Origin of the sequence: Mycobacterium shimoidei (assembly GCF_900417275.1) — a bacterium.
Taxonomy (GTDB): domain Bacteria; phylum Actinomycetota; class Actinomycetes; order Mycobacteriales; family Mycobacteriaceae; genus Mycobacterium; species Mycobacterium shimoidei.
The window spans coordinates 109,810-127,267 of record NZ_UEGW01000001.1; the positions used below are offsets into that span (position 1 = coordinate 109,810).

The window sequence follows — 17,458 nt, forward strand, 5'->3', positions numbered from 1 at the left end:
ATCACCAGCTGTTCCAGTGGGTCAGCTGTTCGGCGGGCAGCCGCTTGGCGGGCTTGAAGTCAGTGCCCTTGGTGTAGGCGATCGGGAATAGCCCACCCTGGCTGTACTCCTCGTACGGAATTCCCAGTACTTCGGCGGCTTGCTTTTCGCCGTCGCGCAACAGGTGCAGCGTGGTCCAGCACGAGCCGAGCCCCCGCGACCGCAGTGCCAGGCAAAAGCTCCAGACCGCCGGGAAAAGCGACGCCCAGAACGACACCCCGCCCATCGGTTGTTTCTCCGCCCGGCCTTCGAGGCACGGAATCATCAACACCGGAACCTCGTGCATGTGCTCGGCGAGATACATCGCCGAATTACGGACGGACGGCATCCGCTCACCGCGGATGTCGCCTTCGGGGTACTCGGTTGCGGCCGAATCGAGGTAGGGCTTGGCGTTGCCGTAATAGATGTCGGCGAGTGCCTTCTTCTTGTCGGCGTCCTCGACGAACACCCATTGCCAGCCTTGGGAATTGGACCCCGTGGGCGCTTGCAACGCCAGCTCGAGGCATTCCATCAACACGTCACGGCCGACGGGTTTTTCGAGATCGAGGCGTTTACGAACGGATCGGGTGGTGGTGAGGACTTCGTCGACGGACAAATTCAGAGTCATGTGCGCAGACTACATTCGACTCCATGAGCGTCGAACTGACACAAGAAGTTTCCAGCAGGCTCACGTCCGACCATTACGCGTGGCTTACCACCGTGGCGAAATCCGGACTTCCCGTGCCCCGTCTGGTGTGGTTCTACTTCGACGGCAGCGAGTTGTCGGTGTATTCCATGCCGCAGGCGGCTAAGGTCGCGCACATCAAAGCGCGTCCGCTCGTCAGCCTGAATCTGGATTCCGACGGCAATGGCGGCGGCATCATCGTCGTCGGCGGCACCGCACGGGTGGACGCGACGAACGTGGACGGCCGTGACGACGAGCCGTACTGGAGGAAATACCGCGAGGACGCCGAACGGTTCGGTCTCACCGAAGCGATCGCCAGCTACAGCACCCGGCTGAAGATCAGCATCGACAAGGTATGGACGACGCCGACGGCCTAGGGGTCGGGTTCTTCGCGTAGGAGTTCGTCGGGGTGGTGGGCGTGGTTGGTTTGTGGGGGGCCGGTGCCGTCGGTCCAGCCGAGTCGCCCGTTGTCCATGACCACGGTGTGCAACTCGCCGCGGCTGGTCATACCGTGGTCGCCGCCGCAGGTGAAGTGCAGTTTGTCGGCGTCGGTGCGTCCGCCGTGGGCCCAGTCCGGTGAGTGGTGGACTTCGCAGCGGTATCCGGGGACTAGGCAGTTGGGGCGGGTGCAGCCGCGATCGCGGGCGTAGCAGATCAGTCGTTGGTCGGCGGTGGCGATGCGTTTTTGCCGGCCCAGGTACAGCGGCCGTTTGAGGTGGTCGTCGAAGACCGCCAGATAGTGGATGCCGGTGGCGGCCATGCGGATCAGATCTCGCATCGGCAGCCGTGAGCCCCCGCCGGTGCGCACCGGTGGGGGCATGCCGATGGCGGGATCGGCAGCGGCGCGGGCGGCGCGGTCGAGTTCGGCCAAGGTGGTGGTGACGACCACGGTGACCGGGTGGCCGCGGTGCGTGCCCAGCTTGCCGGATCCCAGGGCGCTATGCAGGGCGAGTTTGAACGCGTCGTGGCAGCGTTGGGCGGGGCTGCGCTCATCGCGCGCGGTGGGGTCGGTGCCGTCAGGCTGGTGGCGGCCAGGGCGCACGGCGGCGTCGATGGCTTCGAAGTAGGCCCGTGCCTCGGGGTCGAGCAGCCCGGTCAGCCGCGACATGCCGTCGGGCCCTTGGGGGCCCAGGTGCAATGCGCGGCGACGGGCCCGATCCTCATCGGTGAAGGTGCCGTCGGGATTGAGATAGTCGGCGATGCGCTCACCGACCCGGGTGACGATCCCGGCGTCGGACCTGGTGGCTTCGGCGACCAGTTTGCGCTCCGCCAAGGCGACATCGGGCGGCGCCACCGCGGCCGGCAGCACGTCAAGCGAGCGGCACACGGCGCGAATGTGATCCTCGCCGAGTGCGCCGGACTCGACCGCTGTAGCCAACTCGGGCAGCTGGGCAGGCAGGGTGGGGCCGGCCAGCGAGCGGCGCGGGCAGATGCGCGCGGCCAGCTTGAACCGGCGAGTGATCTCGCGCGGGGTGATGCGCAGCCGCCGCCACAGCGCCGAGCGCACCTGCGCGCTGGAGTCGATCTCGTCGGGCGGGTCGGCGATCTCGCCGAAAAACCGATACATCAGCCCGCGGTTGGTGCGCTCCTGAGTTTCCAGCCGCTCGGCGACATCGACCCGAAAACTGTTGCCCACCATGTCCGATGCCGTCGCACGCAACACCTCATGCGCAGCATCGATGGCATCCAGAGCAGCACCGATCCGGTCTTTGGCCTGCTGCGCGCTCAGTGCTGAACCCATGCCCCGACGCTAAAAAGCAGCACCGACGAATCAGCAACCGGCAGACCGCCCCAAAACCCACCTGTGCATGAAAACCCAACTGTGGATAACCGGCCGTCCGCCGTGTCAGGGACTCAGAATCTGTCAGTGCACCGCGCTATAGTGCGCGGCTTGCGCTAGTGGTCGGTGGATGTCGACACGGTTCGCCACGCCTCGATGTCGGCGATGAGCTGCTTGGTCTTCTCTTCGACCGCCTCGACGCAGTCCGTGCCCAACAGCAGGTGCAGTGGCGGCTCGGCCACCGAAGCGATGTCGACGATGGCCGCTGCTGCCTTCACCGGGTCGCCGGGCTGAGCGTGGTTCACGTCGAGCGCGCGGGCACGCATGGCCCCGGCAGTGGATTCGTAGTCGGGGATCACGGTTTCCTCGGTCCCCAGACTGGACCCGTCGAGAAAATCGGTGCGGAAGTAGCCGGGCTCGACAACAGTGACCGAAATCCCCAGTGGCTTAAGCTCTTTGGCCAGTGCCTCGCTAAACCCTTCCACGGCAAACTTAGTCGAGTTGTAGATGCCCCAGCCGGCCGAGCCGAGCAGTCCACCCACCGAGCTGATGTTGATCACATGGCCGGCACGCTGACGGCGCATGACAGGAAGCACGGCTCGCAAAACGTTCAAAGTACCGAATACGTTGACCTCGTACACGCTTCGAATCGAAGTGTCCGAAGCCTCTTCCACCGCGCCGAGCAGACCGCGGCCGGCGTTACCCGCGAGACGCTCCAGTGATGAACCACACCTTTTCCGGCACTTCTTCTCCTTCTCGCGTGCCCGGTTGGGATGGACCCCGACGGGCTGGTCAGGGTGCGGGCGGGGGCGGGGGTGGCTGGTCCGCTGGAATTGCCCCGTCGCAGCCTCCGGGCGGCGGCGGCCCCGGGAGCGGTTCGTCGCCGCTGACGCAGTCGTAGTAGAACTGGGGGCCGGTCATCCAGGTTTTCATCCACTGGTGCCAGAACGAGCCGTCGGGGTACTTTTCGCCGTCGCACACAGCCAAATTGCCGTAACCCCAGCGACCACCCGGGCAGAAGCCTTTCGTCATGTCCGGCATGTGCGGGTCGGGCGGATCAGCGATGGCAACCGCAGGAGAAAGAACAAGCGCCGCAGCACAACCCAGTACTGCGGCACCATGACGAGCAAGCGTGAGCTTCATTCCGACCCCTAAGTTCATTGAACCAGCGTGACTGAGCCGCGGTCATGATACGTGGGCGGACGAACCTTTCTGTGGGCAGCCTCAAGTCCGTTCCTTCTGATCAAGAGCAGCCACTTCGGATTCCTAGCGGAAGTCGCGGGATTTGGATCCGACTTGCAACGTGAGCTTGCCCAATCGCTCGGCCATGACAGTGACTGCGCCACTGGCGTTTTGAACCTGCCCGCGGATCAGTAGCGCCGACGCCGTCTGTGCCAGCTTGCGATGGCGCGCCCACACCGCGGGTGTGCACAGCACGTTGACCATCCCGGTTTCGTCCTCGAGGTTGAGAAACGTCACGCCCTGCGCCGTCCCCGGCCGCTGCCGATGCGTCACCGCCCCGGCGATCAGCACCCGGTCGCCGTCGGGCACGCTCAGCAGCTTCTCGGCGGGCACCACTCCCATGGCGTCCAGGTCCGCCCGCAGGAACTGGGTCGGGTAGCTGTCCGGGGAGATGCCGGTGGACCACACATCGGCGGCTGCCAGCTCCAGATCGCTCATCCCCGGCAACACCGGAATGTGCGACGACGAGCCCACCCCCGGCAACCGGTCGGGTCGCGCCGTCGCCGCCGCTCCGGCCGCCCACAACGCCTCCCGTCGTGACATTCCGAAGCAGGCCAGCGCCCCGGCGGTTGCCAATGCCTCGGTCTGCGGCACGCTCAACTGAACCCGCGACGTCAAGTCCAAGAGAGTTGTAAACGGCCCGTTGGCTTTTCGCTCTTCAACCAGTTTTTCAGCCAAGTCCTCGCCAATATGACGGACGCTGCCCAGGCCGAGCCGCACCTCGGTGCCGGCGTTCTCGAGCGTGGCGTGTGTGAGGCTGGCGTTGACGTCAGGGCCATGCACGACGACGCCGTGCCGGCGGGCATCGGCCACCAGCGACTGCGGCGAGTAGAAGCCCATCGGCTGAGCGCGCAGCAGCGCGGCGCAGAACGCGGCGGGGTGGTGCAGCTTGAACCACGACGAGTAGAACACCAGCGACGCGAAACTCAGTGCATGGCTTTCCGGGAAACCGAAATTGGCGAAGGCTTCCAGCTTTGCGTACACCCGGTCGATCACTTCGTCGGGGGCGCCATGCAGCTTGCGCATGCCGTCGTAGAACCGGCCGCGCAGCCGTTGCATCCGTTCGGCCGAGCGCTTGGACCCCACAGCGCGACGCAGCTGGTCGGCTTCAGCGGCGGAAAATCCGGCGCAGTCGACCGCGATCTGCATCAGCTGTTCCTGAAACAACGGCACTCCCAATGTCTTTCGCAGTGCTCGCTCCATCGACGGGTGGTCGTAACTCACCGGGTCGATCTTGTTGCGCCGCCGGATGTAGGGATGCACCGAGCCGCCCTGGATGGGTCCGGGGCGGATGAGCGCGACCTCGACCACCAGGTCGTAGAACTCCCGCGGCTTGAGTCTCGGCAAGGTGGCCATCTGCGCCCGGGACTCCACCTGGAAGACGCCGACGGAATCGGCGCGCTGCAACATCTCGTACACCGCCGGCTCGGACAGATCCAGTTTGGCCAGGTCCACCTCGATGCCCTTGTGTTCGGCCACCAGGTCGATCGCATAGTGCAGCGCCGAGAGCATGCCCAGCCCGAGCAGATCAAACTTCACCAAACCGATTGCCGCACAGTCATCTTTGTCCCACTGCAACACGCTGCGGTTCTCCATGCGGGCCCACTCCACCGGGCACACATCGGCGATAGGACGATCGCAGATCACCATTCCGCCGGAATGGATGCCCAGGTGTCGCGGCAGGTTGGCGATCTGGGTGGCCAGGTCGATCACCTGCTCGGGGATGCCCTCCACGTCGGGCGAATCGGCCGCCCCGTTCCAGCTGCTGATCTGCTTGCTCCAGGCGTCTTGCTGACCTTGCGAGAAGCCCAGGGCACGGGCCATGTCGCGCACCGCGATCCGGCTCCGATAGGTGATGACGTTGGCGACTTGCGCGGCGTAGTCGCGACCGTATTTGTCGTAGACGTACTGGATGACCTTTTCCCGCTGATCCGACTCGATGTCGATGTCGATGTCGGGCGGACCGTCGCGCACCGGCGACAGGAAACGCTCGAACAGCAGCTCGTTGGCCACCGGATCGACCGCGGTGACCCCGAGGGCATAACAGACCGCCGAGTTGGCTGCCGATCCCCGGCCCTGGCACAGGATGTTGTTCTGGCGGCAGAACCGGGTGATGTCGTACACGACCAGGAAATAACCCGGAAATCTCAGTTGCTCAATGACGTTCAGCTCATGTTCGATTTGCGCGTAGGCTTTTGGCGCCTGATCGGGCGTGCCGTAGCGGTCCCGGGCGCCAGTGAGGGTCAGCTCGCGCAGCCAGCTGTCTTCGGTATGCCCGTGCGGCACGTCGAACGGCGGCAGCTGCGGGGCGATCAGCTGTAGCCCGAATGCGCACTGCTCGCCGAGTTCGGCGGCAGCGGTGATCGCCTCAGGACACCACGCGAACAGCCGGGCCATCTCCTCACCGGACCGCAAATGGGAACCACCCAGCGGCGCCAGCCATCCGGCGGCCTCGTCCAGGGACTGCCGGGCCCGTATCGCACCCATCGCCATGGCCAGCCGGGCACGCGGCGGCGCGGCGAAATGCGCGCCGGTAGTGGCCACCACGTCGATCCCGAATCGCCTTGCCAACCCAGCTAATTCGGCGTTGCGTTCGTCGTCAACAGGCTGGCCATGATGGGTCAATTCAATACTGACCCGGTCGGCCCCGAATCGATCCACCAGATCGGCCAACGCCGCCGCGGCCGCTTCCGGTCCGCCGTCGGAAAGCGCCTGGCGGACATGGCCTTTACGGCACCCGGTCAGAATCTGCCAGTGCCCACCGGCCGCGTCGCTCAGCGCGTCGAAGTCGAAGCGTGGCTTGCCCTTCTCTCCGCCGGCCAGATGTGCTGCGGCCAGCTGCCGAGACAACCGTCGATACCCTTCCGCCCCACGGGCCAGCACCAGCAGGTGCGGGCCGGGCGGATCCGGCTGGTCGGTGCGGGCACCGGGCCCCAACGACAGCTCGGCGCCGAACACGGTGGCCATGTCCAGTTCCGCGGCGGCTTCGGCGAACCGCACCGCCCCGTACAGGCCGTTGTGGTCGGTCAATGCGATGGCGCGCAGATCCAGCCGCGCCGCCTCCTCGACCAACTCTTCCGGGGTGCTGGCCCCGTCGAGGAAGCTGTACGCCGAATGCGCATGCAACTCGGCGTAGGCGACCGATGAACGCACCGCCCGGCTGTTGCTCGGCGGCTGATACTTGCCACGCCGGCGTGACCGGGGACCGTCTTCTGGAGGTACATCAACCGTGCTGGCGCGGCGGGGTTTGCCATTGAGCACCCGCTCCATCTCCGACCAGCTCGGCGGCCCGTTACTCCAGCCCACCCGGCTACTCTATCGAAAATATGTTCGAATAACGATAGCCGGGCCACCGGGCGCACTTGGCCGACCGTCTCTCTAGGCTAAGGCGACGCAACGACGACAGGGACGATAGGGGCGAAGCATTGGCGGTCACGATCGACCCGCGCCGCCATGACGCCGTGCTGTTCGACCTGGGCTCCTCCGCGACCGAGGCCACGCTGCTGGCACAGCTTCGCGATGCCGGTGTGCGCACCGCCCCGGCCAACAGCACCACCCTCGTCGAGACGGCCCGCCGGCTGTCAGCGCTGCCGGGCCGGTGCGCCGTGGTGACGACGACAGCGGACGGGATCGCTGCCGCCCGGGCCGCCGGGTTTGCACTGGTGATCGGGCTCCGTGCAAGCGGGCACGGCGCGGACGCCGTCGTCTCCGATCAGGGTGACATCCAGGTGCGCCGCGGTGACCGACGGATGTCGCAACTGCCCGACGCCCTGGATGTCCTCGACCAGGTGGCCGCGCAGCACCTCGCGGTGTTCTACGACTTCGACGGAACACTTTCCGAGATCGTCAACGACCCCGACGCCGCGCGGCTGGCCCCCGGCGCCGCCGACGCCCTGACGGCGTTGACGGCGCGCTGCCCGGTGGCGATACTGTCCGGCCGCGACCTCGCCGATGTGCGGCAGCGGATCGGTCTGCCCGGTATCTGGTATGCGGGCAGTCACGGTTTCGAGCTGACCGGGCCGCGCGGCGAACACCACCAGAACGAACAGGCGGCGGCGAGCATCCCGGTGCTGGAGCAGGCGGCCGGCGATTTACGCGACGAGCTTGCCACGATCTCCGGTGTTGCGGTAGAACACAAGCGCTTTGGCGTCGCCGTGCACTACCGTAACGCTGCGCGCGACAAGGTCGGTGAGGTCGCAGCGGCGGTACGTGCCGCCGGCCGGCGCACCGGGCTTCGGGTGACGACCGGGCGTGAGGTCATCGAGCTACGCCCGGATATCAACTGGGACAAGGGAAAGACGCTGCGCTGGGTGCTCGATCACATCCGCGACCCCGCCGAAGATCGGCTTTTCCCGATTTATCTCGGCGACGACATCACCGACGAGGATGCCTTCGATGCGGTGCGCGACGACGGCGTGGGAATCGTGGTACGGCACGACGACGATGGTGATCGCGCCACGGCGGCGAGCTACGCGCTGGACAGCCCGGACCGTGTCGTCGCATTCACCGAACAACTGGCACGTCGGCTAGGACACGATCAGCGTTGACTATGTTCCGGCGGCTGGCTTCGATGCTGTGCACCCTCGCCGTGCTCGCGACGGGCTGTACGTCAAGCGGTGATCTGCCCGCGTCCCCGTCCTCCGCCGATCCGGCGAAAGCCCAAGCGGTGATGAAGATTGTCCGGGACACAATGGCCCAAGCTCATCTGAGAGCGGTGATCGTTCGGGTCACGGTGGACGGCAAGGAAATCGTCACGCAGGCGGCCGGCGACTCGATGACCGGTGTGCCGGCGACGACGAGCATGTTCTTCCGCAACGGAGCGGTCGCGATCTCCTACCTCTCGACGCTGCTGCTCAAACTCGTCGACGAGAAGCGAGTACGCCTCGACGACAAGCTGTCCACTTGGCTTCCCGACATCCCGAACGCGAACCGGGTGACGTTGGCCCAACTCGCCCAGATGACGTCCGGCTACCGCGATTACGCGATCGGAAACGCCGACTTCGATGCGGCGCTGACCGCCGATCCGTTCCGGCAATGGACTCCCGAAGAATTGCTCGGCTATGCGGTGAACCAGCCGTTGCTCTACGAGCCCGGGACGAATTGGAACTACTCGCACACCAACTACGTGCTGCTCGGCCAGGCATTGGAGAAAGCCACCGGTGTCGAGCTGGCGAAACTGCTGCAGGACAAGGTGCTCACACCGCTCGCGTTGATCAACACCGCCAACTCGTTCACCCCGCAGATTCCGGTGCCGACGCTGCATTCCTTCACCTCGGAGCGCCGCGAAGCCCTCAAGATCCCTGCCGGGACGCCGTTCTACGAGGACTCGACCTTCTGGAATCCGTCCTGGACGCTGGCACGCGGTGCGGTCCAGACGACCAACATCTACGACATGGAGGCCACCGCGGTCGGCATCGGCTCCGGCAAACTGCTCTCCCCCGAGTCCTACCAGACGATGGTGTCGACCGGACTGCGCGGTCGCACCACGGCCTTGCCGGGCTGTGCCACGTGTCTGGCGCAGGACAACGCGTATACCTACGGGCTGGGGATCGTGATCTCCGGGAATTGGCTCTTGCAAAATCCCATGTTTGCCGGTGAGTCCGCCGTGGCGGCATACCTGCCCGCGCGCAAGATCGCGATCGCGGTAGTCGTCACCTACCAGCCGGACGCCTTTGACGACAAAGGCAACTACCGCAACGAGGCCCAGACGCTGTTCCAAAAGATCGGCGCGGCACTGGCTCCCGACGACGCACCGCCCACGCCGTAGCGAGCTCAGTCGTCTTCGTCTTCGTCTTTGTCTTGGTCTTTGGCTTTGTCTTCGTCTTCCTGCTTCTCGCCATCCTTGGCCGCGACGAGCTCCAATGTGGCCCAATGGCTCGGCGAGAGGAATACCGTCCACTTGCCGGACTCGCGGCCCAACTTGAGGACGCCGTTTTCGATTTCCCAGCTGGTGTTGTCGTCGTACTCGGTCTCGTGACCGTCGCTGTAGGTGAGTTTGAACGTCATGTCCGAGGCTGCCACGTTAGCGGCCTCGGTAAACCCCCATCAGGTCCGGTATTCCGCCGCACCATCCTCGAGCACCAGCCGCGCGTCGCTGCCGTCGGGCCCAGCAGCTTCCGTGCGGAACACCGCTTTGCCGGGTTCGGTGCGCCAGATCGAGGTCGTCAGGGTCTCGCCGGGAAACACCGGCTTGGTGAACCGCGCATCGATCGCGGTGATGGCGCTGGCGTCACCGCCGCCGAGCTCGGCCACCAACGCGCGCCCCGCGAACCCGTAGGTGCACAACCCATGCATGATCGGCTTGGGAAAGCCGGCCATTTCCCTGGCGAACCACGGATCGCTGTGTAACGGATTGCGGTCGCCGGAGAGCCGGTAGATCAACGGCTGGTCCTCTCGGGTGGGCAAGGTAACCCGGGCGTCGGGCTCGCGGTCAGGGATCTCCGGTGCGGCCGGGCGCCGCCCGGGCTGCCCGCCGAAGCCACCGGCGCCGCGGATGACCAGCGTGGTGAAGGTTTCGGCGACCAACGTCCCGCTGTCGGGATCGCTGCCCCGGCCGCGCAGCATGATGATGGCGTTCTTGCCCTCGCCCTTGTCCTGGATGTCGGTTACCTCGGTGACCACCGAGAGCTTGCCCGCGGGCGGCAGCGGTGCGTGCAGCCGGATGCCCTGCGAACCGTGGAGGAGCATGGCCCAGTTGAAGCTTCCGACCTTGCCGGCGGCGCCGAATGCGGGACAGCAGATCACCGCGTAGGTCGGCAACACCTGCTGGGGAATGTCGTGGCTGTTTTCGGTGGTAAACGACAAGTCGTCGGTTCCGGCGCCGACACCGAGCGCGTAGAGCATGGTGTCGCGATCCGTCCATTCGAACAACACGGGCTTCGTTGTTGCGCCCACCGCATTCGGGTCGATTGCCATCCCAGTCTCCTTTCAACCAGATTCGTCGCGCCTAACCGCGGCAAACCCTTCACATCGAAGCCACCGACAAGGCAGGCTATCGCCATGCCCAATCGCACCGTGATCTGGAAGGCCGCTGCAGCACTCGTCGCGCTCGTCGTGACAATATCCACCGGCGCTTGCTCGAGTTCGCCGCACGTGCGCACCATCACCTTGACCTTTGTCCGGCATGCCCAGTCCGAGTCCAACGCCGACGGGGTGATCAACACCGAGGTGCCCGGCCCGGGTCTTACCGAAGAAGGCCAGGCACAGGCCGAGCAGCTGGCCCGTCAACTGGCCCGCAACCGCTACGACGGCGTGTACGCCTCCACGATGGCGCGAACCCAGGAGACCGCCGCACCGCTGGCCAAAGACCTGCACCTGCAGGTTCAGATCCTGCCCGGGCTCCGGGAAATCGACGCCGGCTGGTATGACAACACGCGGGCCGATCGGGCCGAGCTGACTTATCTGCTGGCGCCCCAGCAATGGCTCAACGGCGACCACCACAACGCCATACCGGGATCGGTCAGCGGCAAAGAGTTCAACGACCAGTTCACCGCCGCGGTGCAGAAGATTTATGACAGCGGCAACACCAAGCCGATTGCGTTCTCACACGCCAACTCGATCGCGTACTGGACGCTGATGAACGTGAAAAACCCCAAGACCAGCCTGGCGAAAAGCCATCCGCTGCCCAATGGGGGGCGCGTGGTCATCACCGGAAGCCCCACCAGCGGCTGGACGCTGCAGGATTGGGACGGAATCCGCGACTTCAGCTACTGATCACTACGTCACACCGTGTTGACGACTGTGGCATCAAGCCGCCACGATGGCTTGCATGCGCTATGTCGTTACCGGCGGTACCGGGTTTATCGGGCGCCGTGTCGTATCCAAGCTCCTGGACACCAGGGCCGATGCCGAGGTCTGGGTCCTGGTCCGCCGCTCGTCGCTGAGCCGCTTCGAACAGCTGGCCACCGGCTGGGGTGAGCGGGTAAAAGCGCTGGTCGGCGATTTGACGGCGCCGGATCTGGGCTTGGCCGACGACGCCATCGCCGAGCTTGGGGACGTCGAGCACCTGGTGCACTGCGCGGCGATCTACGACATCACCGCCGGCCATTCCGAGCAACGCGCCGCCAACGTCGACGGCACCCGCGGTGTGATCGAGCTGGCGCGCCGCCTCGGCGCGACGATGCACCATGTGTCGTCGATTGCGGTGGCCGGCGACTTCCGCGGCGAGTACACCGAGGCCGATTTCGACGTCGGCCAACAGTTGCCGACGCCGTATCACCAGACAAAGTTCGAAGCCGAACAGCTGGTGCGCTCGACGCCGGGGCTGCGCTTTCGGGTCTACCGACCCGCGGTGGTCGTCGGTGATTCGCGCACCGGGGAGATGGACAAGGTCGACGGGCCGTACTACTTCTTTCCGCTGCTGGCCAAGCTGGCGGTGCTGCCGCGGTTCACCCCGATCATGTTGCCCGACACCGGGCGCACCAACATCGTGCCGGTCGACTACGTCGTCGACGCGCTGGTCTTCCTCATGCACGCCGACGGTCGCGATGGACAGACTTTCCACCTGACTGCGCCGAAAACGATTGGCTTGCGCGGTATTTACCGTGGAATCGCGGCCGAAGCCGGCTTGCCGCCGCTGCGCGGCTCGCTTCCGCGCTCGGTGGCCGCGCCGGTGCTCAAGGTGCGCGGCAGGGCAAAGGTATGGCGCAACATGGCGGCCACCCAACTCGGCATTCCCGCCGAAGTCCTCGACGTCGTCGATCTAGCTCCCACGTTCATTTCCGACGAGACACAAAAAGCGTTGCGCGGCAGTGGTATTCGCGTACCCGAATTCGCCGACTACGCGCCCAGACTATGGCGGTACTGGGCCGAGCAGCTGGACCCGGACCGGGCCAGACGCGACGATCCGGCGGGCCCACTGGTCGGCCGGCACGTCATCATCACCGGCGCGTCCAGCGGTATCGGCCGCGCATCAGCGATCGCGATCGCCGAACGCGGTGCGACGGTGTTCGCGCTGGCCCGCAACGGCGAGGCGCTCGATGAGCTGGTCGCCGAGATCCGCGCGGCCGGCGGCCGGGCTTATGCCTTCACCTGCGATGTCACCGACACCGGCTCGGTAGAGCACACCGTCAAGGACATCCTGGGACGCTTCGACCACGTCGACTACTTGGTCAACAACGCCGGCCGCTCGATCCGCCGGTCCGTGGTCAACTCGACCGAACGACTCCACGACTACGAACGGGTGATGGCGGTCAATTACTTTGGTGCCGTGCGGATGACACTGGCGCTGCTGCCACACTGGCGTGAGCGCCGGTTCGGCCACGTCGTGAACGTGTCGAGTGCCGGCGTGCAGGCCCGCAACCCGAGGTACAGCTCGTACCTGCCCTCCAAGGCCGCCCTGGACGCGTTCGCCGAGGTGGTGGCGTCCGAGACGCTGTCGGATCACATCACGTTCACCAACATCCATATGCCGTTGGTGGCCACGCCGATGATCGCGCCGTCCCGGCGGCTCAACCCGGTGCGGGCGATCAGTCCCGAACACGCCGCAGCAATGGTGGTGCGCGGCCTGATCGAAAAGCCCGCCCGCATCGACACCCCGCTGGGCACCCTGGCCGAAGCCGGCCACTACTTCACCCCGAAGCTGTCGCGACGGATCCTGCATCAGATCTATCTCGGCTACCCCGATTCGGCGGCCGCGCTGGGGCTCGAGGCTACAGAACCCGTTACCGCCCAGCCGTCGTCGCAGCGTAAACCGAGACGCCCGATCCGCGCCGTCAATCGGATGCGGGTGCCCCGGCCGGTCAAGCAGGCGGTGCGGCTGGTGCCCGGCGTGCACTGGTAGCCATCGGCAGGCGTTTAGCCTCATCGGCTTCCAGGTATCTATCAGACGTGAACGTTGACACCCTTGTCGCGGAGGGCGTGTCGTTGATGACCCCGGCCGATCTGGTCCGCAGCCTGGACACCGACGAAAACGTGTGGGCACGCTTTGGCCGGCACTGGGATGGGTTGGTGCTGGACCCTTATGCGGCCGAGCTGGGCATGCAACGGTTACGCCGTTACGGCCATTACACGGTCAGCGACGGGGTGGCCACCCTGATGTCCAACGACGCGTTTGTACAGCCGCAGGATTCCAATCCGCTTTACATCGACCGGGATCGCCACTTCGAGCCGCTGACCGATGCCTTCGCCGGGGAGCCGCTGCTGGCGGAATTGATCACGTTGTTGTGCGTGTTTGCCGATGCCCTCGACGACGTCACACACTGGACCGTCAAGGTGCACCCGTTCCGGGTCATCGCATCGGCAGACGGGGACGGTCAGCCCACCCCCGAGGGCCTGCACCGCGACGGTGTCACACTGGTCACTTCGCTGCTGATCAACCGATGCAACGCCGTCGGCGGTGAAAGCACCGTGTTCGACGCGAGCGGTAAGCACCTGCTGACCACCACGCTGTGCGAGCCGGGCACGCTGCTACTCGGTGACGACCGCCGCACCGTGCATGGCGTCTCGCCGATCCAGCCGCTCGACGCGTCGGCGCCCGCGTTGCGCGACGTTCTGGTGGTCACGTTCGCATCCTGAGCCCCGGTATGGTGAGCGCTATGCCTTCTCGCCAGCCGGTTTTCGTCGACGTCGACACCGGTGTCGACGATGCGCTCGCGCTGGTGTACCTCTTGGCCAGCGGCGAGGCCGAGCTGGTCGGCATCGCCTCCACCGGCGGAAACGTTGGGGTAGAGCAGGTTTGCCAGAACAACCTCAGCCTGCTCGACCTATGCCAGGCGCACGACATCCCAGTGTCCAAGGGCGCCGCACAGCCACGGAACGGCGCGATGTGTCCGCCCGGAAAAGCTCACGGCGCCAATGGTTTAGGTTATGCGGTGCTGCCCCCGAGCGCTCGTCGGCTTACCGATTACGACGCCGCTACGGCCTGGGTGCAGGCGGCGCGCGGTTACCCGGGAGAGCTGATCGGCGTGGCCACCGGCCCGCTGACCAACCTGGCGCTGGCACTGCGCGCCGAACCCGCGTTGCCGACGTTGTTACGCCGGTTGGTGATCATGGGCGGTGCCTACGACTATCGCGGCAACACCAATCCGGTTGCCGAATGGAACATCCACGTCGATCCCGAGGCGGCGGCCGAGGTCTTCGCGGGCTGGGTTGGCGCCGAATCTCTGCCCGTCCTATGCGGATTGGACCTGACCCAGCAGATCGCGATGACGCCAGAGCACCTGAGGAGGCTCGCATCGATTGCGGATGGGTCCAATCCGCTGATCCGGTTCATCGAGGACTCGATGCGGTTTTACTTCGAGGCCCACCGCGACGCCGGCTACGGGTATCTGGCGCACCTACACGATCCGCTGGCCGCGGCGGTCGCCTTGGACCCGCAGCTGGTATCGACTCGCGCGGCGACGGTCGACGTCGAGCTCACCGGTTCGCTGACCCGCGGGATGACGGTCACCGACTGGTCGGGACGCTGGGGCCGAAAACCCAATGCGCTCATCGGTGTTGGTGTCGATCCGGCGGTGTTCTTCGACCGCTTCATCGACCGGGTGGGGGCGTTCGCGCGCTCTTTGACGCCGGACTACTCGTAGATCCCCTCCAGATACCACCGCCGCTGGCGGTAGCACAGCAGCATCGCCGTGCCGGGATCGCCGTCCAGCAGCACCTGCGCCCGGGCGGTGCGGCCCCTGGCACGCTCGGGGTCCCACCAGCGTTCGTCGACCGGCCACGGACCGGCCCACCAGCGCAGGTGGTCGTCGCGACCGTGGGCCGTCAATCGGGCCGGGTCGGCGGAGAACAGCCCGCGACTGGTGACCCGCACCGGATTGCCCTGACAGTCAAGCAATTCCACCGGATCATCGACCAACACCGTGGGTGACGGTTCGGGCAGCTGCCCCGGCCACGGCCGACTCGGATCGGCCTGCGGCACCGGCTCGTCGCCCAGCGGTGTCAGGGTGATGCGCTCGCCCGGAGCGCGACCCCCCGACAGCACCGGCACCTGCACTGCCTCCGGTCCGAGCAGGCCCTGCACCCGCACCAGCGCCCGTCGGGCGCGCAGCCGGTCGTCCTCACCGAGGCCGCCCCATAACGGCAGTTGCAGCGCCCCGGCGGAGATCACCTCCACCGCCTGCAGCCGTAGCAGCGTCACCGGTGCGCTGGGCCGATCGTCGAGCTTGCGCTTGTTCAGCCATCCATCCAGCTGCCAGCGCACCCGGTCGGCGGTGGCGTCTTCGGTCAATGGCTCCGCACACCGCCAAACCCGGTTCAGCTCTTCGCCATTGGCGGTGACGGCGTGAATCGCCAGCCGGGTGCATCCCACCCCTGCGGCCATCAACGTCTGATGCAATGCGCCGGCCAGCGAGCGTCCCGCGAAGGCCGCGGCATCGACCCGGTCGATCGGCGGATCGGGATGCAGCACGGCATCAAGTTCGGCCGGCGGCTCGCGCCCCGACGGCGCGCGTTCCGGCTCCCCGCGAGCCAACCGGTGCGCGGCCACCCCGTCGGCGCCGAACCTCGACGCCACATCGGTACGCGACAGCGCAGCGAACTGCCCAATAGTACGAATTCCCAGCCGCCACAACAGATCTACCAGATCCTCCCGGCCCGGACCGGACAGGCTCGGCTCGGTGGCGAGTTGGCGGATCGACAGTGTCGACAAAAACCGCGCGTCCTCCCCCGGTGCCACCACCCGGCCCGCCCGGGCAGCAAGCACCGCGGTGGACAATCGATCGGCGATCCCGACCTGGCACTCGGCGCCGGCCGCGGCCACCGCGTCGATCAGTCGCTCGGCTGCTTGCTGCTCAGACCCGAAAAACCGGGCCGCCCCGCGCACCGGCAACACCACCAGCCCGGGCCGCAGCACCTCGGCGCGGGGAACCAGATCATCGATCGCCGCGACAACGCCCTCGAAGAACCGGGCGTCGCGGTCGGCGTCAGCGGCCACAACATGCAGTTGCGGGCAGCGGGCGGCCGCCTCGCGGCGGCGCAGCGCTCGTCGCACTCCGGCCGCACGGGCGGCCGACGAGCAGGCGATCACCCGGTTGGCCAGCGTGACCGCGACCGGAGCCGTCGCGGGCAGGCCGGCGGCCGCCGCCGCGGCGACCGCCGGCCAGTCCATACACCAGATCGCCAGCACCCGGGAGTCCACCGCGCTATCCCGCCCGTGTCCGACCGATCATCCGTCCACGCGCACACACATCCAGCCGCACACCGCTGATCCGCCCGAAGCCACGCTCGCCCATCGTCGTCTCATAACCACGGACCCGGGCCTCCAGCCGCATCGACGCTCCCTGCCAATCGCCGTCGGTGACCAGCAGAGTGCAGCCTTTCTGGTGTGCGCGGGCCACCACTGCCCGCGCCCGGGTCAGCGGTACCGAACGCCCACCGAGCCCGAGCACCACCAGATCCATCCCGTCCATGAGCACCGCCGCCACCTCGACGGGATCGGCTCCGGGATCCGGTATCACCGCGAGCCGGCTCAAATCCGCCCCCATCTCCACGGCGGCCAACAACCCGATATTCGGCTGGCCCACGATCGCCGCGTTGCCGGCGGCGGCCGTCACCGCGGCCACCATGCTCACCGGCAGCGACCGGGCTCCCGACAGCACCGCCACCGTTCCCCGGGGCAAGGCTTCCGGCAGTACATCGGCCAACATCGGCGGGATCGGCAGCCTGGCCTCCGACTCGGGCAACGCGGTATCCGCCCGCCGTCCGGACACCGCCGCCATCTGCCGCCGGAGCAGTTTTAGCTGCTCAGCGCGGTCGTCATGGACTGCAGCGGGCGACATGAATCCTCACTATGA

15 protein-coding genes and 1 pseudogene are annotated in these 17,458 nt (G+C 66.5%); 7 read left to right on the forward strand and 9 right to left on the reverse strand.

The features are described 5' to 3' along the window. Nucleotide 1: 1 nt before the first annotated feature. On the reverse strand, nt 2–646 hold the full coding sequence (locus tag MSP7336_RS00575; protein WP_069395319.1) for a nitroreductase family protein: 645 nt from the start codon (nt 644–646) through the stop codon (nt 2–4). A 23-nt stretch (nt 647–669) separates the two neighbouring features. Between MSP7336_RS00575 and MSP7336_RS00580 the strand changes: the two genes are divergently transcribed. Next, nucleotides 670–1,080: a TIGR03667 family PPOX class F420-dependent oxidoreductase gene (locus MSP7336_RS00580; protein ID WP_069395320.1), complete on the forward strand. Its 411-nt coding sequence runs from the start codon at nt 670–672 to the stop codon at nt 1,078–1,080. Here MSP7336_RS00580 and MSP7336_RS00585 read toward each other — a convergent pair. The 4 genes and pseudogenes from MSP7336_RS00585 to MSP7336_RS00600 all read right to left on the reverse strand — a co-directional run bounded on the left by MSP7336_RS00585 (nt 1,077) and on the right by MSP7336_RS00600 (nt 7,031). Beyond that, the gene (locus MSP7336_RS00585) at nt 1,077–2,444 is read right to left on the reverse strand and encodes an HNH endonuclease signature motif containing protein (protein WP_113962838.1); all 1,368 of its coding nucleotides are present in this window, start codon (nt 2,442–2,444) and stop codon (nt 1,077–1,079) included. The genes MSP7336_RS00580 and MSP7336_RS00585 overlap by 4 nt on opposite strands. A gap of 155 nt (nt 2,445–2,599) precedes the next feature. Continuing rightward, nucleotides 2,600–3,217 (reverse strand): annotated as a pseudogene (locus tag MSP7336_RS00590) (SDR family NAD(P)-dependent oxidoreductase); the annotation flags it as partial. 58 nt (nt 3,218–3,275) lie between these two features. Further along, complete coding sequence (locus tag MSP7336_RS00595) at nt 3,276–3,626, reverse strand: hypothetical protein (RefSeq protein ID WP_069395338.1); 351 nt, start codon at nt 3,624–3,626, stop codon at nt 3,276–3,278. Between the two features lie 123 nt (nt 3,627–3,749). Beyond that, entirely contained in the window at nt 3,750–7,031 is a 3,282-nt protein-coding gene (locus tag MSP7336_RS00600) for an error-prone DNA polymerase (RefSeq protein ID WP_069395339.1), read from the reverse strand. 119 nt (nt 7,032–7,150) lie between these two features. Between MSP7336_RS00600 and otsB the strand changes: the two genes are divergently transcribed. Next, a complete protein-coding gene (gene otsB, locus MSP7336_RS00605) occupies nt 7,151–8,272 on the forward strand; it encodes a trehalose-phosphatase (protein WP_069395340.1) in 1,122 nt (373 codons plus the stop codon). A gap of 2 nt (nt 8,273–8,274) precedes the next feature. After that, nucleotides 8,275–9,492 carry a serine hydrolase domain-containing protein gene (locus MSP7336_RS00610; RefSeq protein WP_084226376.1) on the forward strand — a complete coding sequence of 406 codons (1,218 nt, stop codon included), beginning with the start codon at nt 8,275–8,277 and terminating at the stop codon, nt 9,490–9,492. A gap of 5 nt (nt 9,493–9,497) precedes the next feature. On the opposite strand, the gene MSP7336_RS00615 is transcribed toward MSP7336_RS00610, so the two are convergent. Next, on the reverse strand, nt 9,498–9,746 hold the full coding sequence (locus tag MSP7336_RS00615) for a hypothetical protein (RefSeq protein WP_232320980.1): 249 nt from the start codon (nt 9,744–9,746) through the stop codon (nt 9,498–9,500). A gap of 24 nt (nt 9,747–9,770) precedes the next feature. Continuing rightward, entirely contained in the window at nt 9,771–10,640 is an 870-nt protein-coding gene (locus tag MSP7336_RS00620) for a MaoC family dehydratase (RefSeq protein ID WP_069395343.1), read from the reverse strand. An 84-nt stretch (nt 10,641–10,724) separates the two neighbouring features. On the opposite strand from MSP7336_RS00620, the gene MSP7336_RS00625 reads away from it, so the two are divergent. From MSP7336_RS00625 to MSP7336_RS00640, 4 genes are all read left to right on the forward strand, one after another. Then, complete coding sequence (locus MSP7336_RS00625) at nt 10,725–11,438, forward strand: histidine phosphatase family protein (RefSeq protein ID WP_069395344.1); 714 nt, start codon at nt 10,725–10,727, stop codon at nt 11,436–11,438. 55 nt (nt 11,439–11,493) lie between these two features. Then, entirely contained in the window at nt 11,494–13,506 is a 2,013-nt protein-coding gene (locus MSP7336_RS00630) for an SDR family oxidoreductase (protein WP_069395345.1), read from the forward strand. 86 nt (nt 13,507–13,592) lie between these two features. Then, a complete protein-coding gene (locus tag MSP7336_RS00635; protein WP_069395408.1) occupies nt 13,593–14,240 on the forward strand; it encodes a 2OG-Fe dioxygenase family protein in 648 nt (215 codons plus the stop codon). 20 nt (nt 14,241–14,260) lie between these two features. After that, entirely contained in the window at nt 14,261–15,247 is a 987-nt protein-coding gene (locus MSP7336_RS00640; RefSeq protein ID WP_069395346.1) for a nucleoside hydrolase, read from the forward strand. Here the strand turns inward: MSP7336_RS00640 and MSP7336_RS00645 are convergent. Beyond that, nucleotides 15,238–16,773, reverse strand: a complete 1,536-nt coding sequence (locus MSP7336_RS00645; RefSeq protein ID WP_069395409.1) for a DNA polymerase Y family protein — start codon at nt 16,771–16,773, stop codon at nt 15,238–15,240. The genes MSP7336_RS00640 and MSP7336_RS00645 overlap by 10 nt on opposite strands. Before the next feature lie 34 nt (nt 16,774–16,807). Continuing rightward, the gene (locus MSP7336_RS00650; RefSeq protein ID WP_113962839.1) at nt 16,808–17,443 is read right to left on the reverse strand and encodes a hypothetical protein; all 636 of its coding nucleotides are present in this window, start codon (nt 17,441–17,443) and stop codon (nt 16,808–16,810) included. Nucleotides 17,444–17,458 lie beyond the last annotated feature (15 nt).